Below are 22,404 nucleotides of genomic sequence, written 5' to 3'. Positions count from 1 at the left end.
TTTTCTGCAATAAAATTAGACATAAGATTGCAGGAAAGGTTGATTACATGAAGCGCCATATTTATGACTGCGCTGAAGGATGCCCAGTAGAAAGTACATTACAAATAATTTCTGGTAAGTGGAAAAGTGTGATCATCTATCACTTAATTAAACAAAAAAACTGCCGCTTTAATGAGTTGCAGAAACTAATGCCTAATTGTTCACGCAGAATGCTATCACTTCAGCTAAAAGAACTTGAGAATGATCAAATTATTAGTAAAACTGTTTATCCATCCGTTCCTCCAAAAACAAGCTATAGATTGACTAATCTTGGTAATTCTTTAACTCCATTAATTTTAGAAATGGAAAAATGGGGCGTGAAGTATAATTTAGGCCATAAATAAAAGCCCGCAAAATCAATTGCGAGCTTTTTATCTTGTTCGTCTTCTTTTACAAACACAGTTTCTGTATAATTATTTCCGCAGAAAGTTTTATGAGCGGCGGTTGTTTTTCCTCCCGGAGGTGAAGCCTATGGTCAATACACTGCAGAAAGGGTTCAACCATGTCGGTTTACGAAAGCATTTCTTTAATGCTTTTGTTTGGTACGTTTGTGTTAGCCTTGCTAACTTACATCGACCACCACAAAAAATAAAAACGCCGCTCTACTTATATAACTTTGGCGAGTTATAGAGCGTCGTTTTCAACGTTTTTTTTATAATGTCGACCACCGCTCTTAAAGCGGGCTGCAAAGGAGATCTTCGGATCTCCTTTTTCTTTACTTAAATTATAGCATATTTTAAAAACTAAAAGCCCGCAAAGTTAATTGCGAGCTTTATTGTAGATTCTATTATTCCCACTCAATTGTGGAAGGTGGCTTACTGGTAATATCGTAAACTACACGGTTAATATGATCGCATTCATCTACAATTCTTGTAGAAATCTTACTTAATACATCCCATGGTATTTTTGCAAAGTCAGCTGTCATTCCATCAATTGAAGTTACAGCACGGATACCAATAGTGTAGTCGTAAGTACGTCCATCCCCCATAACGCCAACTGAACGGATACCAGGAAGTACTGTGAAGTATTGCCAAATATCTTCTTGTAGTCCTGCTTTTTTAATTTCATCACGTAAAATTGCGTCACTTTCACGCACAATCTTGAGCTTATCTTCGGTAACTTCGCCAAGTACACGAATACCAAGACCTGGACCTGGAAATGGTTGACGCCATACTAAGTCGTGTGGAATACCTAATTTTTCTCCTAGTTCACGAACCTCATCCTTGAACAATTTGCGAAGTGGCTCAATCAATTCAAAATGCATGTCCTTAGGCAAGCCCCCAACATTGTGGTGAGACTTGATTGTTTGAGCAGTATTAGTACCTGATTCAATCACATCAGTATATAACGTACCTTGAGCTAAAAAATCAACATCCTTAAGCTTTTTAGCCTCTTCATTAAAGACCTCGATAAATTCTTTACCAATGATCTTACGCTTTTGTTCAGGATCTGTAACGCCCTTCAATTTATTCAAAAATCTTTCTTGTGCATTAACACGAATAATGTTTACACCAAGATCCTTGTTCAAGGCTTGCATTACTTGGTCGCCTTCGTCCTTACGAAGCATCCCATGATCAACAAAAATCGCAGTCAATTGATCACCAATTGCCTTGTGCAAAAGTGTTGCTGTAACGCTTGAATCAACACCACCTGAAAGGCCCAAGATGACTTTCTTATCACCGACTTTTTCACGAATTTCATCAACTTGCATGTCAATGAAATCGTCCATTGTCCAATTAGCTTTTGCATCGCAAACATTGAATGCAAAGTTCTTTAAAATATCTAACCCATATTCTGAATTACGAACTTCCGCATGGAATTGAATTCCATAGAATTTCTTTTCATCATTAGCAATTGCAGAAATTGGGCAGTTCTTACTCTTAGCAGTAACTTTAAAGCCTTCTGGTGCCTTAGTCACTAAATCTCCATGACTCATCCATACATATTGCTCTTTAGGTAAACCTTCAAACAAGACCGCATTTGGATCAGTTACTTCGATATCTGCACGGCCATATTCTGAATTATCAGCCTTTTCTACGTTGCCACCTAAGTCGTAACTCATCAGCTGCATCCCGTAACAAATACCTAAAATTGGAATACCTAGCTTAAAGATTTCGGGATCAACCTTTAATGCGCCTTCATCATAAACACTGTTAGGACCACCTGAAAAGATAATTCCTTTAGGTGCCATTTTCTTAATCTTTTCAATGCTCAAGTCATGAGGCAAAAGTTCTGAATAAATACCAAAATCACGGATTCGACGAGTAATCAGTTGGTTATATTGACTACCAAAATCAAGCACGATAATCTTGTCAAAATCATTTAGATTAGTCTTAGCCACAATTTTCTCCTTCTAAAAATAATTCATCCCCATTTACTAGAAACTTTACTAAGAAAAATTCAATTGGTCAATCATTTCTTTTATCTTTCTATCCCTAAGCATTAAAATAGCGTATTCATTTCTTGATCGATAAAATATAAATAGTCTATACAAACTTCTATTTATATATTAAAGAGGTGATTATCATGTCTAACGAAAATTACATATCTTATTCTGCTACCCAAGATTTCTTATTTGCCAGAAGACGCAGTTCTACATTAATTGCTAGTGGCGTAATGCTATGTATTTTCTCACCAATTGTCTTATTAATTCTAATTAGTCTTACTAGATTAGACATCTTAACCTGGTCAATCAATTTTGCAACTGGAATTGGAGTAATTGTTTTACTAGCTTTTATCGCCGCAGCAGTTGCGTTATTCATAGCTGGGAATCGATGGCTTAAAGTTCATGAAAATTACGAATATGAAGACTGTAATCTTTCAAACAATGTAAGAGAAAAAATTATCAAAGAAAATAAAGTCTATGAAAACCAACATATGATTTTTAAAATTATTGGCATTACTTTTTGCATTTTGTCTGCTATTCCGTTAATGAGTGGCGCCTTATTTATAGATGCACTTGCTAGCAGTAGACTTGATGACTTAATGACTGGCTTTTCTTCAGCAACGCTTTTACTCGTTGGCATTGGCGTCTTTTTCTTAGTTAAAACTAATATCATTCATGATAGTTTCAATATTATCCTACAACTTGATGACTACACAAGTGAGAAAAAAGCTGGTAAAAAGTTGATTGAAAAATACGCAACTATTTACTGGATGATAATTTCTTTTATCTATCTTGCTTATAGTTTTTTAAGTAATAACTGGAACCAGAGCTGGATCATTTGGCCATTAGCTGGAATTGCATATGGAATCTTTGAAGCAGTCATGTCGCTAAAAAAGAAAAAAGCAGTTTCAGAATGATTCATCCATAAAAAGGCACTTGTGTTCGGAAAATGATTCTGCTACACTCTAAATATCAAAATATCTATATATCGTCGTAATAAGGTCGACAGTTTCTACCCGGAACCAATTAATTCTGGACTATAGGTAATCGATGTCATAAGTAGCAGTACAATAGACTTCTTTTACCCTAATTCACGGGTAGAAGAAGTCTTTTTTATGCAGGAGGAAAAAATTGAAATTACTTGAGGAACGGATTCGTAAAGATGGTGAAGTACTAGACGGTGACGTCTTAAAGATTAATTCTTTTCTTAATCATCAAGTCGATCCGGAACTTATGATGCAAGTAGGAGTAGAATTCAAACGTTTATTTGAAAACGAAAAAATCACTAAAGTTCTTACCTGCGAAGCTTCAGGAATTGCACCTGGTATTATGGCAGCTTATCAATTAGGCGTTCCAATGGTTTTTGCAAGAAAGAAAAAGCCATCTACTCTCAACGATGCCGTTTACTGGGCCGATGTATTTTCTTATACAAAAAAGGTTAACAATAAAATTTGTGTTGAAAAGAAATTTTTAAGTAGTGATGACCATTTATTAATTATCGACGATTTCTTAGCACACGGTGAAGCTGTTAAGGGAATGCTTAATATTGCCAAGCAAGCAGATGCATCTGTAGCAGGCGTCGGCGTGGTAGTAGCCAAAGAGTTCCAAGGTGGTAGCGACTGGGTTAAAGAACATGGCTATCGTCTTGAAGCCCTAGCTAGAATTGCTAACTTTGAAAATAATCAAGTACATTTTGTAGGAGAAAAATAAATGAAGCATATGCAAGTTAACCACAAAAAAGCAGCTTTATTAGGATTGCAGCATTTATTGGCGATGTATTCTGGAGCTATCGCTGTTCCTCTTTTAATTGGTACAGCCTTAAAATTTAACTCCACACAAATGACTTATCTAGTTTCAATTGATATTTTTATGTGTGGTTTAGCCACTGCACTGCAGCTCTTGCGTAATCGCTACTTCGGAATTGGCTTGCCAGTTGTCTTAGGATGTGCAATTCAAGCAGTTGCTCCTCTTCAAATGATTGGTAAGAAATTTACTATCGGAACGATGTATGGCGCTATTATTGTCGCAGGTATTTTCGTCTTCTTAGTAGCAGGATATTTTTCAAAAATCAAAAAATTGTTTCCACCAGTTGTAACGGGAAGTTTAATCACAGTTATCGGGCTTTCTTTAATTCCAGTATCTATCCAAAATCTTGGCGGAGGAAATTCTGCTGCTAAGAGCTTTGGTGATCCCAAAAATCTTTTAACTGGTTTTATAACTGTAGCAATTATTTTGGCATTACAGGTTTGGGGCAAAGGATTTATCAAATCAATTGCTGTTTTAGTTGGATTAATTGCAGGAACTCTAATTGCAAGTATGCTTGGAATGGTATCACTAACACCAGTTGCACAAGCTTCTTGGTTCCACTTACCACAACCATTTTATTTCGGTATGCCACAATTTGAGTGGTCATCTAGCTTAACCATGATTATCATTGCACTAGTTTCAATGGTTGAATCAACGGGTGTTTTCTTTGCTATTGGGGACTTGCTCCACAAAGATATCTCAAGCGATGACCTCAAGAAGGGCTACCGTGCTGAAGGATTAGCTCAAATTCTCGGTGGTATCTTCAACACTTTCCCATATACTACTTTTTCTCAAAATGTTGGTTTGCTTGAATTATCAGGCATTACTACTAAACGACCAATTTACTGGGCATCTGGATTTTTAATGTTAATGGGACTATTACCAAAATTTGGTGCTTTAGTAACTATTATTCCTGATTCTGTCTTGGGCGGTGCAATGCTAGTAATGTTCACTATAATCGCCGTCCAAGGAATGCGGATGCTCCAGAGAGTTGATTTCGATGATACTCGCAACATCTTAATCGTAGCCATTTCAATTGGTTTAGGATTAGGTGTTACTGTTTATCCGCAAGTTTTCCAATCTTTACCTGAAACTGTTCAGTTATTCCTTGGAAACGGTATTGTTGTAGCTAGCTTAAGTGCTACTATCCTCAATCTCCTCTTTAAAGGAAAATCTGGTTTAGAAGAGCAACATATTCCTGCTGCGCCAGAAAAAATTGAGGTACAACACTAATTAAAATTTTTTCTTAAAACCATACAAAAAGGACTTGGAGTTTTCCAAGTCCTTTTTATTTTATTCAAAAACTTTAAACATCAATTACAGATACTTCTGCACCTAATTGACGCAACTTTTGCTCAATTCTATCATAACCACGCAAAATATTACCTGCGTTTGAAATGATAGTCTCGCCATCAGCCATTAAACCAGCTAGCATTAAACATGCTCCTGCTCTAATTTCACCTGCGCTGACGTGTGCTCCATGTAAATGATGAGTTGGGTGAACTAAAATAATATTATCTTCAACATGGATGTTTGCACCCATCTTTTGAAGTTCAGGAATATGTCCTACTCGCTTAGGATAAATCTGATCAATTACTACACCCTCACCCGTCTTAGCGGTTAAAAGAAGTGGAGTAATTGGTTGCTGCAAGTCAGTTGCAAATCCTGGATAGACGTCGGTTCTAACCTGAACCATCTTTAAGTCACCTGCTGGATACACATAAAGTGAATCTTCGTCCGCATCAATTACTACACCCATTTCTTCTACTTTTGCTAAGTATGAATCAAGGTGTTCTTCAATGATATTATGAATTCTAATTCCATCACCAATGCATGCAGCTAAAGCCACGTAGGTTCCAGCTTCAATTCGATCAGGGATAATAGTATGCGGAGTTTGAGCTTTTAACTCTTCTACTCCCTCAATTCGAATTACATCAGTACCAGCACCACGAATAACGGCCCCCATATTATTTAAAAATGTTGCTAAATCAATAATTTCTGGCTCTTTAGCTGCATTTTCAATAATAGTTTGTCCCTTAGCCATTACGCTAGCCATAATTATGTTCATTGTTGCGCCGACAGACGGCATCTTTAAATGAATTTTTGCACCACGAAGCCCAGTCCTAGGAGCTGTGATGATAATTTGATCGTCCTTATTTTCAACAGTTGCGCCTAGTGCTTCAAAACCTTTAATGTGTTGATCAATAGGACGAGGGCCAATATCATCGCCGCCTGGAAAGCCTACTACAGCTTTACCAAAACGACCTAACAATGCACCCATAAAGTAGTAAGAAGCTCTCAAACTCTTAATCTTACCTGCTGGAAGGGGACTACGCTTAATGTCATCAGGATTTATCCGTAAAGTGGTTTCGTGAAAATCACACTTCACATCCATTTCACTAAGCAGATCCATCAAATTATCTACATCAGCAATTCGCGGAACCCCTTCTAGGGTAACAGGAGTCCGCGAAAGTATTGACGCTGGAATAAGTGCTACAGTAGAATTTTTAGCACCGCCAATCCATACGTCGCCCTTCAGGGGCTTTCCACCATGAATAATCATCTGTTTCATTGGGGAAACAATCCTTTTCTCTATTTGTAATACCCAAATGTATCACAAAATATATTAAATGAAAAACGCAAAAAAAACAAGAGAACCCGTGTATTATGGCCCTCTTGTTACCGAAATTTAATTTTTGAAAAGCCTAATTAAAATGTTGTGCTGGAAGACCACTAGCTGCACCAATAAAGGCTTTGAATAAACCCTCTGGTCTTTGTGGGCGACTTAAAAATTCTGGGTGGTATTGAGCTGCAATGAAGAATTTCTTATCTGGAATTTCAATAATTTCTACTAAATGGTTATCTGGAGAAACGCCGGAGAAGACCATGCCAGCCTTTTCAAAAGCTTCACGATAATCATTGTTAAATTCGTAACGGTGACGGTGTCTTTCTTGAATAACATCTTGATCATCATAAGCTGCGCGAGTCTTGGTACCCTTCTTTAAAGTTGCTGGGTATAACCCTAAGCGAAGAGTTCCACCGATATTTTCTTCGTCACGCTTGTCAGCCATGATATCAATGATATTATTCTTAGTTTCTGGATCAGCCTCTGCACTATTTGCATCTTTTAATCCAAGTACATCTCTAGCAAATTCGACACTTGCCATTTGCATACCTAAACAAATACCTAAGAAAGGAATGTCATGTTCACGAGCATACTTAATTGAAGTAATCATTCCTTCAAGACCACGTGTACCAAAACCACCAGGTACAATTAAACCGTCAGAACCTTCCATGATTTCTGCAATATTATCTTCAGTGATATCTTCTGCTTGAACCTTATTAACTTTAATCTTGGTATCGTACAAGTAGCCTGCGTGTTGCAATGCATCAGTAACTGAAATATATGCATCTTCAAGCTCTACATACTTTCCTACTAAAGTAATAGTAGTTTCGTGTTTCAAGTTCTTTGCACGCTCATCAAGCTTCTTCCAAGCCTCCATATCAGCTTCTGGCTTTGGACTTTCTAAATGTAAGAAATCGCAAACCTTTTGATCCATCCCTTGTGCTTGAAAGGCAAGTGGTAAATCAAAAAGTGAAGGAGCATCAATAGACTCAATAATTCGATCTACTGGAACATCTGTAAAAGTTGAAATCTTATTCTTTAAATCTTGAGGTACTGGTTTTTCTGCTCTTAAAACAAGCATATTAGGTTGAATACCAATACTTCTAAGTTCAGCAACTGAGTGTTGAGTTGGCTTAGTCTTCATTTCGTGAGCTGCATGAAGATAAGGTACTAAAGTACAGTGGATGTACATTACATTTTCTTCACCAACTTCACGACGCATTTGACGAATTGCTTCCATAAATGGAGTTGATTCAATATCGCCTACTGTACCACCAATTTCAGAAATAATTACATCTGAATCAGTCGTTAAGGCAGCACGCATGATCTTTTTCTTAATCATGTCAGTGATGTGTGGAATCACTTGAACAGTTGCACCATGATAGTCACCGCGACGTTCTTTATCAAGTACTTCTTGGTAAATCTTACCTGTAGTCACGTTAGAATATTTACTTGTTCTAACATCAACAATTCTTTCGTAGTGACCCAAATCAAGGTCGGCTTCAGTACCATCATCAGTAACGTAAACTTCACCGTGTTGATATGGATTCATTGTACCTGGGTCAATGTTAATGTAAGGATCGAACTTTTGCATGGTAACCTTTAAACCACGATTTTTAAGTAAGCGTCCTAAACTTGAGGCTGAAATACCTTTACCTAATGATGAAACAACCCCACCAGTTACAAAAATATACTTTGTCATGCCGTGCTTCCTCTCTTTTCTTTTATTATTCGTTAAAATCAAAAAAAGCTCCCAAGTTCATGGGAGCTTAAATGCACATAGAGTGCCCATACAAAATACTAAAGGGAAATTCTCTTCCCGTCAAGTACTTTAATCGTCATCGTCATCAAGATCATCTTGATGAAGTTCTGATAATTGTCCTTCGATACCGTCATCTAATTCATTGTCGTCAGCATCGTCAAGATCATCATCTGAGTAATCATCTTCATTATTGTCGTCGTCATCAACGTCCAAATCTTCATCTTCTGGATCATCTGAATCATAGTCAATAATGTCATCATCGTCAGAATCACCAATAAAGGCATTAACCTTCTTGTGGTGCTTCTTACGTGGCACATCATCTTCATCTTCTGGATGGTTTACTTCTTCATCAACAGATTCATATGGGAACCAAGAACGCAATGCCCAAACATTATCACCCATTGAAATGAATTCACCATCAGTGTTCATATCAGTGTAAAATTGTGGCAAACGCTCACGAATTTCTTCGTCACTCTTACCCAGAAAGTTCTGGACGGCGTTAACGATATCAGCAAAGGCCATTCGCTTGCCGCTATCTTGTAAAATTGCACGAGCAACTTCGATCATTGACAATTCGTCTTTATTTTGGCCTTTAAAATCATCTAACCCCACAGTGGCACGTCCTTTCACGTAATCAATTTATCTAAATTTGCTAAAGATCTGTTACTTCAATCTTTATTGCATAGTTACCTACTAAGTATAGACCAGAAAAGAGATCATATTCAACTTTAAGTTGCATCTTTCCTGGAGAAATTTTGGAAAAATCTAATTTATTGGTCAAAGATACTAAATCCATTTGCTTACCAGCAGCCATAACTTTACATTTTTGTTTCTCTCCTGGTTCAAATTTCATTAATGTATGATCGCCTTTAATATCTCCTCGCTGCATTACTAATTCATTTGGCTTAATTAATAGTTTAACCTCAACGTCGCCTTTCTTGTTTTTTTCGTTATACTTTAATCGCCAATTATTACCAATTCTTTCAAGGCTTCCCAAACCTTCTCTTTCAAAAACAGCCGAATCATCTTCTTGATGAATTTCACTGGTAATCTTTATCTCAACTTCTTTATTCATTATTTTCACCTTCATCCGTGCTAAGATAGCCTTACAGTAGCATTATTGTTATAATCAAGTTAATTAAGAGTTAACCGATTATTTTATTATCCGAGAAAATAGTATAAGAAAAATGGAAAAATTTCAAAGTAAAAAGTTGGATCATGAAAAAGTATTGCGTGATCCTGTCCACAACTATATTCATGTTAAAGATAAAGTCATTCTAGACATTATTAATTCAAAAGAATTCCAACGCCTGCGTCGTATCAAACAGCTAGGACCCGCTTCCTATGTTTTTCAGGGAGCAACACATACTCGCTTTGAACATAACTTAGGTGTTTATGAACTAACACGCCGAATCTGCGATATTTTTGAAGAAAAATACACTAGCAAAGAACCCGGAGATGGGTTATGGGATCCTAACGAACGTCTTTTAGCAGAATGTGCTGCCTTACTTCATGATATTGGCCATGGCCCATATTCTCATACCTTTGAGCATCTCTTTGGTACTAACCATGAAAAAATGGGCCAACAAATTATTACTGACAAAAATACTGAGGTCAATCAAGCTTTAAGACAAGTTAGTCCTAATTTTCCAGAATTAGTAGCTAGCGTAATTGCCAAGACCTACTCTAACCCACAAGTTGTGAAATTAATTTCTAGTCAAGCAGATGCTGATAGAATGGATTACTTACTTCGTGATGCTTACTTTACCGGAGTAACTTACGGCAGTTTTGATTTAACTAGAATCTTAGAAGTGATTCGTCCTTACCGTGATGGAATTTGCTTCACTGATAAGGGTATCCACGCTGTAGAGGACTATATTATTAGTCGCTACCAGATGTATCAACAAGTTTACTTTCACCGCGTAAATCGTTCAATGGAAGTCATCTTGCATCACTTACTTGAAAGAGCGCAAATCATATATGAAGCAGGTAAGCTCCAAGTTACTCCACAACTAGAGGCCTTTCTAAAAGGAAATTGGACACTTGAAGATTATCTTAATTTAGATGATGGCGTAATGGAAACCAATTTTCTATTATGGACTAATTCAGGTGACCAAATTCTATCAGATCTTTCAAGCCGTTATTTATATCGTCATCCCCTTGAAAGTGTCAAGATTAATGAAGATACTAAGAGTTTACTACCCAAATTAAAGAATTTAATTAAACAAGCAGGTTTTGATCCTAACTACTACACTGCTACTAATTCCGCATTTGATGAGCCATATGATGCTTACAAGCCCACCGGTAAAAATGCTCACAGTCCGATTGAAATCATGCAAGCTGATGGTAGCTTAGTAGAACTATCTGAGTTAAGTCCCCTAGTTAAATCCTTAAATGGTACACTTCAAGGAGACGAACGTTTCTTCTTTCCTAAAGTAATGGTTAAAGAAACTGATGAGCCGCAAATTTTTGATCCAATTTATCAAGAATTTCAGAAGTATATTAGAAACAATACATTGCGTTACTTAAGACGTCCAAATAAGAAAAAATAGTTATGAAATAAAGTACATTGATTGCAGAAATCAATGTACTTTTTCTTTACGCCTTAACTGCAAAAGCCTCATATGGCTTTAGAACAATATTCTTTAAACTAGCTCGTTTTTCATAATTACTAATTAAAACTTCTTTGAAATCACTATCTAAATTAAGTCCTTGTTTTTCACCAGACAAATTAGCAACAACTAGCCACTTCTCATTTCCTAATTTACGCCAAAAGGCTAGCACACTATCGCCAGTATTTTCAACGAGTTCAAAATCACCATCGACTACGACTGGATTTTCATGTCTAAGCTTAATCAATTTTTGATAGGTATAAAAAGTTGAACCTGGATCTGCTAGAGCAGCTTTAACATTAATTTTTTGATAGTTTGGATTTACTTTTAACCACGGTTTTCCACTAGTAAATCCTGCATTCTCTTCATTAGACCATTGCATTGGCCGTCTTGCATTATCGCGACCTTTGGCGTTAATTGACTTAATTAGATCAGCTTTTTTATATCCTTGCTCTAGTCTTTCATGATACATATTGATACTTTCAATATCTTCGACCTCAGCAATAGACTTAACAGGGCAATTAGTCATACCAATTTCTTCGCCATTATAAATATAAGGAGTTCCATGCATTAAATGTAGAATTATCGCAAACATTTTAGCACATTGAACGCGGTACTCTTGATCGTTTCCCCAACGTGAAATAACACGTGGAATATCATGGTTTTCCCAGAAAAGGCTATTACAAGCATGGTTAAAATCAATTTCTGTCTGCCATTTAACTAATACTTTTTTTAATTCTCCCAAATCAAGCGGTCTTAAATCCCACTTTTCTTTTCCTGTCTCTTGATCTAAATTTTGGTTTTCAAATTGAAAGACCATCGACAATTCATGACGTGCTGGGTCAGAATATTTTTCTGCAATTTTAGGCGTTGCATTCCAAGTCTCACCCACGGTCATCATATCTTGACAGGCAAAGGTATGCTCATTCATTTCTTTTAAATATGGGTGAAGCATTGGACCATTTTCACGGATTCGTTGATCTGGCTCTTTACCAATTAGTTCAATGACATCCATTCTAAAGCCACCGATTCCTTTATCAATCCAATAATTCATCATGTCATAAATTTTATTTCTTAGTTTCGGATTCTTCCAATTCAAATCTGGCTGTTGATCTGCAAAAAAATGCAAATAATATTGTCCTGTTTTTTCATCAAATTTCCAAGCTGATCCTGAAAAAGCAGATTTTAAATCGTTGGGTTCATGTCCATCTACTGAATCACGCCAAATATAAAAATCACGGTATGGATTATCTTTACTCTTCTTTGCTTCAACAAACCAAGGATGTTGATCAGAAGTATGGTTTACGACAAGGTCCATAATAATCTTTATATGATGTTTTTTAGCTTCTTTAATTAGATTATCCATATCTTTCATTGTTCCGTATTGTGGGTCTATTTTTTGATAATCTGAAATATCATAGCCATTGTCTACTCCAGGAGATAAGTAAACTGGAGATAGCCAAATTGCATCAATTCCTAGTTTTTCTAAATATTCAAGTCTTGAGACAATCCCAGGAATATCTCCAATTCCGTCTCCATTGCTATCTTGAAACGACTTAGGATAGACCTGATAAACAACTGCTTTTTTCCACCATGGTGTCATAAATTTCCTCCTTTAAATAAAAAGTGTCCTGCAAACGCAGAACACTTTTTTCACATAAACTTTAATTTGATTAACCCTTATCAGCACCTGCTGTAATTCCGTTAACGTAGAACTTCTGCATTACAATGAACAAAATTGTAATTGGAATAGCGATAACCACACAACCAGCAATGAATTGAGTAAAGAATTGAGCCATCATACCTTTTGATGAGTGGACCATGTTGTATAAACCATACGCAACCGTGTAAGTCTTCGGATTTCCAGAGGTAGAGAGGATAATACCTGAGAAAATGAAGTCTACCCATGGAGCCATGAATGAAGTAAGTGCGGTATAAACGATCATTGGTTTTGAAAGTGGCAATCCAATATGAATAAATACTTGCCACTTAGTTGCACCATCAATTTCAGCGGCTTCATCAATTGCACGTGGCATTGTATCAAAGAATCCTTTAGCAATGTAGAAACCTAATCCTGCACCACCAACATAAACTAAGATCAAGCCGCCAAGGTTTAACATGTTCAAAGCTTTTAAGATGTAGTATAAAGCGATCATTGACATGAAGCCTGGGAACATCCCTAAAACTAAAGCAATTTGTAAGAATGGCTTACGGAAGCGGAAACGTAATCTTGATAATACGTAAGCAACCGCAATTGTAACAAAAGTTGATAATGTTGCTGAGATAACAGCGACAAACAATGTATTTAATACCCAGTTGACAAATGGATACTGTGAGTTAGTAAAGATACCAATATAGTTTTGCCAAGTAAACTTATCTGGCCAAATGGTAGATACGAATCCTGTGTTGTTGTATGAAAAACTAGCTAAAATAATCCAAATAATTGGGAATATCCATAAAACGGCCAAGATGGCTAATAGAACATATCTAAAGATTAATGCAATCTTTCTTTGATTATGATAAGACTTCATTTTTAGCCCTCCTTGTACGCATTAGTATGACGATATGCAATTAGTGAGAATGTTGCACTAATGATAAAGATCAAGATACCTAAGACAGCTGAGGCATTGTAGCGTTGCTCTTGGCCAAATGTTAAGTTATATAGCCAAGTTACTAGCAAGTCAGTAGAACCAGCGCCGTTGTAATTATTATTCATTGGCGCACCACCAGTCAGCAAGTAGATAACATTGAAGTTGTTGATGTTACCAATAAATTGCTGAATCAAAGCTGGAGACATTACAAAGAGAATTTGTGGGAATGTAATGTGATTAAAAATTTGTACTGGACTTGCACCATCAATACGTGCAGCTTCAATTTGGTCCTGAGGTAAGTTTTGAATAATAGCAGTTGAAGTTAGCATTGAAACTGGGATACCAATCCACATGTTAACCACGATAACTGTAATTCTTGCGACAAGTGGACTAGCCTGATTATCAATGAAGTGAATTGGGTGGCTAATCCAGCCCCAGTTCATAAGTAATGTATTCAATGGTCCTTGATAATCAAGGAATTGAGCCATCATTAATAGAGAAACGAATTGTGGTACAGCATAGACAATTACAAAGATTGTTCTCCATAAGTTCTTGTGCTTGATCCCCTTTGATTCAATCAAAAGTGCAAGCAAAACTCCAAAGAAGAAAGTAGTAGCAGTAGCTGCCACTGCCCAAATCAAAGTCCAACCTAGAACTGGGAAGAAAGTACCAGCTAAGTCTCCTCCTAACACGTTTCCAAATGCTTGGAATCCAGTCCATGAAAATCCGATTGAGTGTTGACGATCATAATTAGTGAAGGCCATGGAAATCATGAAGACAGTTGGCAAAACAGTAAATAAGATAATTAAAACAATTGGAATTGTCATCAAGGTTGCATGTAATCTTTGGTCAAACAAAGATGCAATCTCTTCGCGGTTAGTTGGAATATGTTCATGTCTTTTTTCTAATAAGAAAGTATGCTTATTAGATTTCAGATTAATGATATATAGGTAAATAAAGCCAGCAACGATGAATAAAGCTAAAATACCAAATAATAAGATCAAAACTGAATTATCTGGTTGCTGAGTAACATATACTCCTTGTGCTTTATCAAATATAACTCGTTTTGTTTTTATTGCACCTAAATTGCTCAAGCCAGCAATTGAATGAATTCCACTTAAAAAGAACCAAATTAAAAATACAATTTCGGAAAATAAAAGCGAAAATCCTTTTAGCCATTGCCGATGCTTTATAGCATTTAAACCCATGATGAAGAATGTTAATTTGGTTGCGGTATCTCCATCTTTCCACGTTTCCTTTAAGGTAACCGCAGGCGTAGCATGTTTTTTCTTAAACATAATTAATCAAACCTTTGCTTATGTGATTTTTTAAGATTATTCTTTCTTAGAAATACTCTTTTGTAATTTAGCAAGCTTAGTCTTGTATTGTGATGGCTTAATCTTGCCGTCGTATGCACCACTAATTAATGGAGCTGAGTCGTTCCAGAAGATTGACATTTGTGGCAATTTTGGTTGAAGAACTGAGTAGCCTGGTTGAGCCATTTGAATTACAGCCTTAGCAACTGGATCATTCTTAACTTCTGCAGTATTTTGAGCTGCCTTGTTTACAGGAATTTCACCAGCATTCTTGTGAACGATTAATTGGTTTTCTTTGTTTGATAAGTATTTAGCCAATATTGCAGCATTCTTAGCGTTAGAAGTATGAGAGTTAACTGCGAAACATTCAATACCTAAGAAAGCTTCCATTTGAGCAGTCTTGCCACCAAGTTCAATAGTTGGATATGGTGCAACGCCTAAGTTCTTACCTAAGATCTTCTTAATGTTTGCTGCATTCCATGGACCATCTAAGATAGCTTGAGCGTGACCCTTCTTTAATTGGTTAAGTGCGTTAGAGGTTTGCATAACACCCTTGTTATTCTTTTGTTCTGCATACCACTTCATTGCGTTAACACCATTTTGTGAGTCAAATGTTGAACCCTTTACTTCTTCTCCGCTGTCGCCAAATAGCTTAGTGCCTGCTGAGAACATTACTGGCCACATTACGTAAGCGTTAGTAAAGTCGGTTGCAACTACACCTTTAGAAGTCATGGTCTTCCAAGATTTAACATCTTCTGGAGAAAGCTTAGACTTGTCGTAGTAAACGGTTTGTGCTTGTTCTGCGTATGGATATGCGTAAAGCTTACCTTTCCATTCAGCACCCTTATATGCTTCTGGAACTGAGTTTTTCTTAATTTCTTTAGTATCAGATGGTGAAAGTGGGTTGATATAACCTGAATCTGCCATTTGACCTAATTGGTCGTTTGGAACACCAAAAACATCTGCGGCCTTTGAAGGGTCCTTACCAACGTCAGTCTTGGCATTAGCAGAACCATTAGGGTTTTGGGTAACCTTAACTTTAATGTTAGGGTGTTCTTTTTCAAAGTCTTTTACAACACCCTTGTACCAACTAACACGAGCAGTATCTACCCAAAGGGTTAGTTGTTTATCTGAGCTCTTTGATTCGTTTGAATTAGAACTCTTACCACAGGCAGTTAATGAAATAGCTGATAAAGCTACGACACTACCTAAAGCCAATTTTTTCCATAACTTCATGATATTTCCTCCTAGCCATAAAAGGCTAAACACATTATTACAACCGTGAACCAAGTTTCACACTCGTTGTAAGCTTAATTAATATTTGCAGAAGCGTCCTCTTCTGCAAGTTAACGAATGGCATTCGTTGTATCTTTATCAAAGAAGTGAGCTTTGTTGACATCAAATCCCATTTCTACCTTATCGCCTGGAGTATGGTAATCACGGGCATTTACGATAGCTACAAATTCTGTGCCATCTACTTTTTGATAAAGTTGAATAGTTGATCCCAGCAATTCAGAAACGACAACTGTAGATTTAACAGTTTGGTTTGGCCAAGTCTCAAGGAAGGCTTCTTCTGAGTGAATGTCTTCTGGACGAATACCAAAGACTAAGTCTTTATCTTCATATCCTTTATCTTTAAGCATCTTAGCCTTACCTTCAGGAATTTCGATATTTAAACCTTTGCCATCACTAATTCGATTACCCTTAAAGTGAACATTGAAGAAGTTCATTTGCGGAGAACCGATAAAACCAGCAACAAACATATTTACAGGCTTGTTGTAAACTTCAAGTGGCGTTCCGATCTGCTGAACTTGACCAACTGACATAACAACTACTCGGTCAGCTAAAGTCATAGCTTCAGTTTGATCGTGAGTAACATAGATAGTAGTAGTTCCTAAGTTTTGGTGTAATTTAGCAATTTCAGCACGCATTGTGACACGTAATTTTGCATCTAGGTTTGATAAAGGTTCGTCCATCAAGAAGATTGGTGCATCTCGCACAATTGCACGTCCTAAGGCAACACGCTGTCTTTGACCACCAGACAATTCCGATGGCTTTTTATCAAGGTATTCAGACAAGCCCAAAATTTCAGCAGCATGTTTAACCCGTTTATCAATTTCATCTTTCTTGTAGTGACGAAGCTTCAATCCAAAAGCCATGTTGTCGTAAATTGACATGTGAGGGTATAAAGCATAGTTCTGGAATACCATCGCAATGTTTCTATCTTTAGGAGCAACATCGTTCATTACTTTATGGTCAATTTCTAAAGTACCTTTAGAAATATCTTCCAGACCAGCAACCATTCTTAAAGTAGTTGACTTACCACAACCAGATGGCCCAACAAAAACGATAAATTCTTTGTCTTTGATGTGTAAATCAAAGTCATTAACTGAATATTTATCATTTCCTTCGTACTTTTTATAGATATGGTTTAAATCTACTTCAACCATTCTCTTTCCCTACTTCCCTCTTATTTTTTTATTAAAAACTGATTCAATTTCTGAAAGTTTTAATTCTTTAGTAGTTGGAACAATGTAATCAGCCTCTTTTAAGACTTCTTTATCTCCAATCCCTACTGCAAATTGTCCAGCACTCTTAATTGATTGAACACCAGCTTGAGCATCTTCAAAGCTAATAACTTCATCTGCATTCAAACCCAGTAATTTTTGTGCTTTTTCGTAAATTTCTGGATCTGGTTTTCCTCGATGAAGAGTAGTTGGATCAACAATGCCATCAAACTCATCCATAATTCCTAATTTAGTTAAGATCTTAGGTGCGTTTTTTGAGGCAGAAGCAATAACCATCTTTAAATTTTGCTTCTTTGCATCACTAAGTAATTCAGGAATGCCCGGTAAAATATCTGCTGGCGTCATCTTTTCAACTTGTTCAACAAACTTAGTATTCTTTTCTGCAGCAAATTTTTCTTTTTCTGCTTCAGAATATTTATTTTCTTGACCACCGTATTTCAAGATCAAATTTAATGAATCCATTCTTGAAATACCTCTTAAGCTATTAAGCTGTTCATCTGTTAGGTTAATTCCTAATTCTTTAGCCAAATTATTCCAAGCAGTCAAGTGGTAAACAGCCGAGTTAGTTAAAACCCCATCTAAGTCAAAAATTAAGCCTTTAAGCATTCAGTTTCACCTTCTTTGAGCATAACTTTTTGATCATTAACTAAAATTTCGAGATTTTCACCTTTAAGCAGTGAAATCTTAGTTTCTTGGTGATCAACATAAACTTCAATCAAGCGACCGCGATAATTAATCTTGAAGCTGTAATGATTCCAGTTATCTGGAATAAATGGCTTGAATTTTAATTGATCGTGATCATAACGCATACCTGCAAAGCCTTGCACGATTGCTAGCCATGAACCGCTCATTGAAGTAATGTGCAAACCGTCAACTGTATCGTTGTTGTAATTATCTAAGTCAAGTCTTGCAGTTCTTTCATAAAGCTCAACAGCCTTATCTTTCTTTCCTAGTTCAGCTGCTAAAACTGAGTGAATTGAAGGAGATAATGAGCTTTCATGAACGGTTAATGGTTCATAAAAATCAAAGTTCTTCTCTTTTTGTTCTTTAGTGTAATTTTCTGGGAAGAAGTAGATTCCTTGTAATACATCTGCTTGCTTGATAAATGGCGATCTTAAAATCTTATCCCATGACCAGTGTTGATTAATTGGTCTTTGATCTTCAATTTCGCTTACTGGACGAACTTCTTTATCAAGGAAGTCATCCTGTTGTAAGAAAATGCCCAAATCTTTATCTTCTGGAAGATAAATTTTATCAACAATGTCTTGCCACTTTTCCTTTTCTTCCTCAGTGACATGAACTCTTTCTTGAGCTTCTTTAGTTGCAAGCGGCAAACGCTCTAGCGTATATTTCAAGAGCCATCTTGCCATAGTACTAGTGAACCAGTTATTATTGACATTATTCTCATATTCATTTGGTCCAGTAACACCATGCATTACATATTTATTACGCCATTTAGACCAATGAACTCTAGCTGCCCAGAACCTTGCAGTCCCAACTAAGACATCCATGCCTTCGTTCTTAACATAGCTATCGTCACCAGTATATTCGGTGTACATTGCAATTGCGTGCGGAATATCAGCATTTCGGTGGATTTCTTCAAAAGTAATTTCCCATTCGTTGTGGCATTCAATACCGTTAAAGGTAACCATTGGGAATAACGCACCTGGAAGACCTTGTTCCTTAGCATTGTGATAAGCGCCTGGTAATTGATTATGACGATATTCTAGCAATGCTTTAGTAACACTTGGTTTAGTAATGGCTAAGTACATTGGAACAATAAATGCTTCGGTGTCCCAATAAGTAGCACCACCATATTTCTCACCAGTAAATCCTTTTGGACCAACATTCAATCTTTCATCTTCACCATAGTAAGTCATAAATAATTGAAGAATATTGAAACGAATGCCTTGTTGAGCGGCTGCATCCCCAGCAATTTCAACATCACTTGTTTCCCAACGCTTTTCCCAGGTAGCAGTATGTTCAGCCAAGTTTTCTGCAAAGCTTTTTGCTTGAAGCTTGCTCATTAAGTTTTCTGCAACATCAGCTTGATCTTTCTCTTCAACGTCACGACTTGTTACAACGATGACGTCTTTTTCAAGCTCATAGCTCTGATCTTGATCTAGTTCAACTGAAATTTTTTCACTTAACTTGGCTTCTTGACTTGAAACTTCACCTTGAAGTGCTTCCCCGTTATGGCGTAATGCTTGCTTAAGCAAAACCGTAAACTGAGGAACTTCATATGGATTTGGCTTAGTTTTTACTTGGATAGTTCTTCTATCTTTATCTTCACCAAGTGGAACCCAGAAACGTTCATCATAATTACTGTCTTCGTTAACAACTGTTCCATCTAAAGTTGAATCAAAATCAATTTTTGCATGTCCTTCAAGTACAGTTGCTTTAACTTTAATTAAGGCTGCTTCTTTTTGAATAATATGAAGAAAACGTTCAAATTCAAACTTAACTTTGACATCTTTTCCTTCATAGACAAAGCTTCTTGAGAGAAGACCTTGATGCATATCAAGTGATAATTCAAAATCACTAAATTTAACTTTTGCTAAATCAAGCTTTTCACCATTAACAGTAATTCCAATTCCAATAAAGCTTGGTGCATTTGGAGTCTTACCAAAGTATTTTGGATAACCATTTTTCCACCAACCAACAAAAGTTTTATCTGGGAACCAAACACCTGCTAAATAGGTTCCTTGAAGAGTATCACCAGAATAACCCTCTTCAAAGTTTCCTCTCATTCCCATATAATCATTACCAATTGCGGTAATACTTTCTTGTAATCTTTTATCTTCCTTAGAAAATTTATGCGTTGTTACTTTCCAAGGATCAACTTCAAAAATTCTCTTCATCATCATTCTCCATCACTTCTGTGAGGTTTTTTGTTTACAAGTCTATTATCTATTTACTGAAAGCGCTTAACAATGATTATTTTCATGTTACCGGTATCAAAAAATTATAAAAAAAAAGCAGCCTCTTATCGCTGCTTTTTCTTATCATAAATTTAAGCTTTTACTTCTACCAAAAAGCCATCTGGCGCTAAAATACCGTCTTCATAGTTTTGACTAAGCGCTGGTTTCTTATCAATTTTTACATCATGAGCACTGGTATTATAGTATGCATTTATTGTTTCTTTTCCTATTCGTTCAACTTTTAGTAGACCATTTTCTGTTACCGTTAACTTAATGTCACCTTGATTTAAAGTATCTCGATGTTTTAAACGGAATTTGACTAATTCATGAACTCTCTTCCAGACTGGTCCATTCAACTTACTCCAATCCATCGGCTTACGACAATCAGGATCGTTATCGCCACTCATCCCCATTTCTGTCCCATAGTAAATACATGGTATCCCGGGTTGAGCAAATTCATAAGCTATCGCTTGCAAAGCTAAGTCTTGATTACCTTTTGCTAAAGTCAAAATTCGAGCTGTATCATGCGAATCAAGCATATTCATCATCGCTTGGTCCACAATATCTGGATACATCATTAATTGATCAGTTAAGTGTTCACTAAGTTCCTTAGCATCTAAGTTGTGCTTAAAGAAATGATCCTCAATTTGCAAAGTATATGGATAATTCATTACACCCGTAAATTGATCTCCTTGAAGCCACGGGCGAGCTGAATGCCATATTTCGCCAACAATATAGAAGTCTGGCTTAATTTTAATTAATTCGTCATGGAATCTCTTCCAAAAGTGATGGTCAACTTCATTTGCTACATCTAAGCGCCAAGCATCAATATCAAAATATTTTACCCAATAAGTTGCAATTTCTAATAAGAAATCTTGTACTTCTGGATTAGCAGTATTTAATTTGGGCATGTGCTTTTCAAAAGCAAAAGTTTCATATGGCGGATTCTTTTCTCCCTTACTTGGATCCCGGTAAGGTTCAACAGGATAAGAATTAATATGGAACCAGTCTTTAAAGCGAGAGTTGGCACCATTTTTAACCACGTCTTGCCACTGCATTGATTGGTCACCAAGATGGTTGAAAACTGCATCTAACATCACTTTCATCCCGCGCTTGTGGGCTTCATTAACTACTTTTGCAAATAAATCTTTATCGCCAAAAGCTGGATCAACTTGTAAGTAATCAATGGTGTCATATTTGTGATTAGAGCTTGCCTTAAAAATAGGACAAAAATATAAGCCAGTAATTCCTAACTTTTGTAAATCATCTAAATGATCTAACACTCCTTGCAAATCTCCACCGTAAAAGTCTTCTCTGCCGGGATGATCTTCTGGATTCCAAGGCTTAACGTTAACTGGATCATTGCTTTTATCTCCATTAGCAAAGCGTTCTGGAAAAATTTGATACCAAACAATGTCTTTGAGCCAAGCGGGCGTTTTAATACGATCAATATCATGAAAATATGGCACTTTAAAATATAAGCCATCTTCTCTTAATTTCTCATCGCTAAATTTTTCAATACTACGATCACCAAAAATAACGTGGCTGCCATCATTACCAATAACTTCAAAAGTATACTTAATTCGATGATATGGTGCTGTTAAAGTCGCTGTCCAATAATCGTTTACTTGGCCGCTACCTGCTTTTTTCATTTCTAGCGTTGCTGCATCTGCAGGTGGCAAATAATTATCAATATAGTGAACAATAACTTTTTTTACATCATTTTTAGCAGTATGAAGTCTAATTTTTACGTGCGAATGATCAATTACAGTACAGTCTTCGCTTTCAGTTCTATGTCTTAAAGCTGCTAGTTGCAT

The 22,404-nt window shown here is 36.5% G+C and carries 19 protein-coding genes and 1 riboswitch; of the genes, 6 read left to right on the top strand and 13 right to left on the bottom strand.

Annotated features, from left to right (window positions below):
* Positions 1-47 precede the first annotated feature (47 nt).
* Both AB5359_RS06390 and AB5359_RS06385 read left to right on the top strand, forming a co-directional pair.
* A complete protein-coding gene (locus AB5359_RS06390) occupies positions 48-383 on the top strand; it encodes a helix-turn-helix domain-containing protein (RefSeq protein WP_048686128.1) in 336 nt (111 codons plus the stop codon).
* A gap of 158 nt (positions 384-541) precedes the next feature.
* Positions 542-631, top strand: coding sequence for a putative holin-like toxin (locus AB5359_RS06385; RefSeq protein ID WP_077410116.1), 90 nt, complete (start codon positions 542-544; stop codon positions 629-631).
* 195 nt (positions 632-826) lie between these two features.
* Here AB5359_RS06385 and guaA read toward each other — a convergent pair whose 3' ends face one another.
* Positions 827-2,380, bottom strand: a complete 1,554-nt coding sequence (gene guaA, locus AB5359_RS06380) for a glutamine-hydrolyzing GMP synthase (RefSeq protein WP_048687122.1) — start codon at positions 2,378-2,380, stop codon at positions 827-829.
* Positions 2,381-2,565: 185 nt separating this feature from the next.
* Between guaA and AB5359_RS06375 the strand changes: the two genes are divergently transcribed.
* From AB5359_RS06375 to AB5359_RS06365, 3 genes are all read left to right on the top strand, one after another.
* Complete coding sequence (locus AB5359_RS06375; protein ID WP_048687124.1) at positions 2,566-3,342, top strand: hypothetical protein; 777 nt, start codon at positions 2,566-2,568, stop codon at positions 3,340-3,342.
* Between the two features lie 44 nt (positions 3,343-3,386).
* A riboswitch (purine riboswitch) is annotated at positions 3,387-3,485 on the top strand.
* Positions 3,486-3,556: 71 nt separating this feature from the next.
* The gene (locus AB5359_RS06370) at positions 3,557-4,135 is read left to right on the top strand and encodes a xanthine phosphoribosyltransferase (RefSeq protein WP_020806560.1); all 579 of its coding nucleotides are present in this window, start codon (positions 3,557-3,559) and stop codon (positions 4,133-4,135) included.
* The gene (locus AB5359_RS06365) at positions 4,136-5,464 is read left to right on the top strand and encodes a nucleobase:cation symporter-2 family protein (protein ID WP_368279844.1); all 1,329 of its coding nucleotides are present in this window, start codon (positions 4,136-4,138) and stop codon (positions 5,462-5,464) included.
* 73 nt (positions 5,465-5,537) lie between these two features.
* On the opposite strand, the gene AB5359_RS06360 is transcribed toward AB5359_RS06365, so the two are convergent.
* From AB5359_RS06360 to AB5359_RS06345, 4 genes are all read right to left on the bottom strand, one after another.
* Positions 5,538-6,803, bottom strand: coding sequence for a UDP-N-acetylglucosamine 1-carboxyvinyltransferase (locus tag AB5359_RS06360; RefSeq protein WP_368279842.1), 1,266 nt, complete (start codon positions 6,801-6,803; stop codon positions 5,538-5,540).
* A 133-nt stretch (positions 6,804-6,936) separates the two neighbouring features.
* Positions 6,937-8,559 (bottom strand): CTP synthase, encoded by a 1,623-nt coding sequence (locus tag AB5359_RS06355; protein WP_003649518.1) that lies wholly within the window; start codon positions 8,557-8,559, stop codon positions 6,937-6,939.
* Positions 8,560-8,688: 129 nt separating this feature from the next.
* Positions 8,689-9,231, bottom strand: a complete 543-nt coding sequence (rpoE, locus tag AB5359_RS06350) for a DNA-directed RNA polymerase subunit delta (protein ID WP_003655719.1) — start codon at positions 9,229-9,231, stop codon at positions 8,689-8,691.
* 40 nt (positions 9,232-9,271) lie between these two features.
* The gene (locus AB5359_RS06345; RefSeq protein WP_180374217.1) at positions 9,272-9,694 is read right to left on the bottom strand and encodes a DUF1934 domain-containing protein; all 423 of its coding nucleotides are present in this window, start codon (positions 9,692-9,694) and stop codon (positions 9,272-9,274) included.
* Positions 9,695-9,806: 112 nt separating this feature from the next.
* On the opposite strand from AB5359_RS06345, the gene AB5359_RS06340 reads away from it, so the two are divergent.
* The gene (locus AB5359_RS06340) at positions 9,807-11,171 is read left to right on the top strand and encodes an HD domain-containing protein (RefSeq protein ID WP_003649520.1); all 1,365 of its coding nucleotides are present in this window, start codon (positions 9,807-9,809) and stop codon (positions 11,169-11,171) included.
* Between the two features lie 46 nt (positions 11,172-11,217).
* On the opposite strand, the gene AB5359_RS06335 is transcribed toward AB5359_RS06340, so the two are convergent.
* The 8 genes from AB5359_RS06335 to AB5359_RS06300 form a co-directional block, all read right to left on the bottom strand.
* The gene (locus AB5359_RS06335) at positions 11,218-12,834 is read right to left on the bottom strand and encodes an alpha-glucosidase (protein ID WP_368279839.1); all 1,617 of its coding nucleotides are present in this window, start codon (positions 12,832-12,834) and stop codon (positions 11,218-11,220) included.
* A gap of 70 nt (positions 12,835-12,904) precedes the next feature.
* Entirely contained in the window at positions 12,905-13,762 is an 858-nt protein-coding gene (locus tag AB5359_RS06330) for a sugar ABC transporter permease (protein WP_003649522.1), read from the bottom strand.
* 2 nt (positions 13,763-13,764) lie between these two features.
* The gene (locus AB5359_RS06325; RefSeq protein WP_003649523.1) at positions 13,765-15,120 is read right to left on the bottom strand and encodes a carbohydrate ABC transporter permease; all 1,356 of its coding nucleotides are present in this window, start codon (positions 15,118-15,120) and stop codon (positions 13,765-13,767) included.
* Between the two features lie 36 nt (positions 15,121-15,156).
* Positions 15,157-16,374: an extracellular solute-binding protein gene (locus tag AB5359_RS06320; RefSeq protein WP_003650750.1), complete on the bottom strand. Its 1,218-nt coding sequence runs from the start codon at positions 16,372-16,374 to the stop codon at positions 15,157-15,159.
* A gap of 110 nt (positions 16,375-16,484) precedes the next feature.
* Positions 16,485-17,588 carry an ABC transporter ATP-binding protein gene (locus tag AB5359_RS06315; protein WP_003647890.1) on the bottom strand — a complete coding sequence of 368 codons (1,104 nt, stop codon included), beginning with the start codon at positions 17,586-17,588 and terminating at the stop codon, positions 16,485-16,487.
* Positions 17,589-17,597: 9 nt separating this feature from the next.
* Positions 17,598-18,272 (bottom strand): beta-phosphoglucomutase, encoded by a 675-nt coding sequence (pgmB, locus tag AB5359_RS06310; protein WP_368279838.1) that lies wholly within the window; start codon positions 18,270-18,272, stop codon positions 17,598-17,600.
* Positions 18,257-20,527, bottom strand: a complete 2,271-nt coding sequence (locus AB5359_RS06305) for a glycoside hydrolase family 65 protein (RefSeq protein WP_368279889.1) — start codon at positions 20,525-20,527, stop codon at positions 18,257-18,259. Before AB5359_RS06305 ends, pgmB begins: the two co-directional genes overlap by 16 nt.
* A 152-nt stretch (positions 20,528-20,679) precedes the next feature.
* Positions 20,680-22,404 (bottom strand): glycoside hydrolase family 13 protein, encoded by a 1,725-nt coding sequence (locus AB5359_RS06300; protein ID WP_003649526.1) that lies wholly within the window; start codon positions 22,402-22,404, stop codon positions 20,680-20,682.

Origin of the sequence: Lactobacillus sp. RTP31084st1_F9_RTP31084_210423, assembly GCF_040919545.1 — a bacterium.
Taxonomy (GTDB): domain Bacteria; phylum Bacillota; class Bacilli; order Lactobacillales; family Lactobacillaceae; genus Lactobacillus; species Lactobacillus paragasseri.
Note: the sequence above shows the minus strand (reverse complement) of the source record. Positions and strands in the feature narration are given on the sequence as shown.

What these genes read in the sequence shown, in the direction of transcription:
- AB5359_RS06320 (WP_003650750.1), bottom strand. Translation starts at nt 16,374, where the DNA reads ATGAAGTTATGGAAAAAATTGGCTTTAGGTAGTGTCGTAGCTTTATCA.
- AB5359_RS06340 (WP_003649520.1), top strand. Translation starts at nt 9,807, where the DNA reads ATGGAAAAATTTCAAAGTAAAAAGTTGGATCATGAAAAAGTATTGCGT.
- AB5359_RS06375 (WP_048687124.1), top strand. Translation starts at nt 2,566, where the DNA reads ATGTCTAACGAAAATTACATATCTTATTCTGCTACCCAAGATTTCTTA.
- AB5359_RS06330 (WP_003649522.1), bottom strand. Translation starts at nt 13,762, where the DNA reads ATGAAGTCTTATCATAATCAAAGAAAGATTGCATTAATCTTTAGATAT.
- AB5359_RS06365 (WP_368279844.1), top strand. Translation starts at nt 4,136, where the DNA reads ATGAAGCATATGCAAGTTAACCACAAAAAAGCAGCTTTATTAGGATTG.
- AB5359_RS06390 (WP_048686128.1), top strand. Translation starts at nt 48, where the DNA reads ATGAAGCGCCATATTTATGACTGCGCTGAAGGATGCCCAGTAGAAAGT.
- AB5359_RS06300 (WP_003649526.1), bottom strand. Translation starts at nt 22,404, where the DNA reads ATGCAACTAGCAGCTTTAAGACATAGAACTGAAAGCGAAGACTGTACT.
- AB5359_RS06345 (WP_180374217.1), bottom strand. Translation starts at nt 9,694, where the DNA reads ATGAATAAAGAAGTTGAGATAAAGATTACCAGTGAAATTCATCAAGAA.
- pgmB (WP_368279838.1), bottom strand. Translation starts at nt 18,272, where the DNA reads ATGCTTAAAGGCTTAATTTTTGACTTAGATGGGGTTTTAACTAACTCG.
- AB5359_RS06360 (WP_368279842.1), bottom strand. Translation starts at nt 6,803, where the DNA reads ATGAAACAGATGATTATTCATGGTGGAAAGCCCCTGAAGGGCGACGTA.
- AB5359_RS06315 (WP_003647890.1), bottom strand. Translation starts at nt 17,588, where the DNA reads ATGGTTGAAGTAGATTTAAACCATATCTATAAAAAGTACGAAGGAAAT.
- AB5359_RS06385 (WP_077410116.1), top strand. Translation starts at nt 542, where the DNA reads ATGTCGGTTTACGAAAGCATTTCTTTAATGCTTTTGTTTGGTACGTTT.
- AB5359_RS06325 (WP_003649523.1), bottom strand. Translation starts at nt 15,120, where the DNA reads ATGTTTAAGAAAAAACATGCTACGCCTGCGGTTACCTTAAAGGAAACG.
- AB5359_RS06305 (WP_368279889.1), bottom strand. Translation starts at nt 20,527, where the DNA reads ATGAAGAGAATTTTTGAAGTTGATCCTTGGAAAGTAACAACGCATAAA.
- AB5359_RS06335 (WP_368279839.1), bottom strand. Translation starts at nt 12,834, where the DNA reads ATGACACCATGGTGGAAAAAAGCAGTTGTTTATCAGGTCTATCCTAAG.
- AB5359_RS06355 (WP_003649518.1), bottom strand. Translation starts at nt 8,559, where the DNA reads ATGACAAAGTATATTTTTGTAACTGGTGGGGTTGTTTCATCATTAGGT.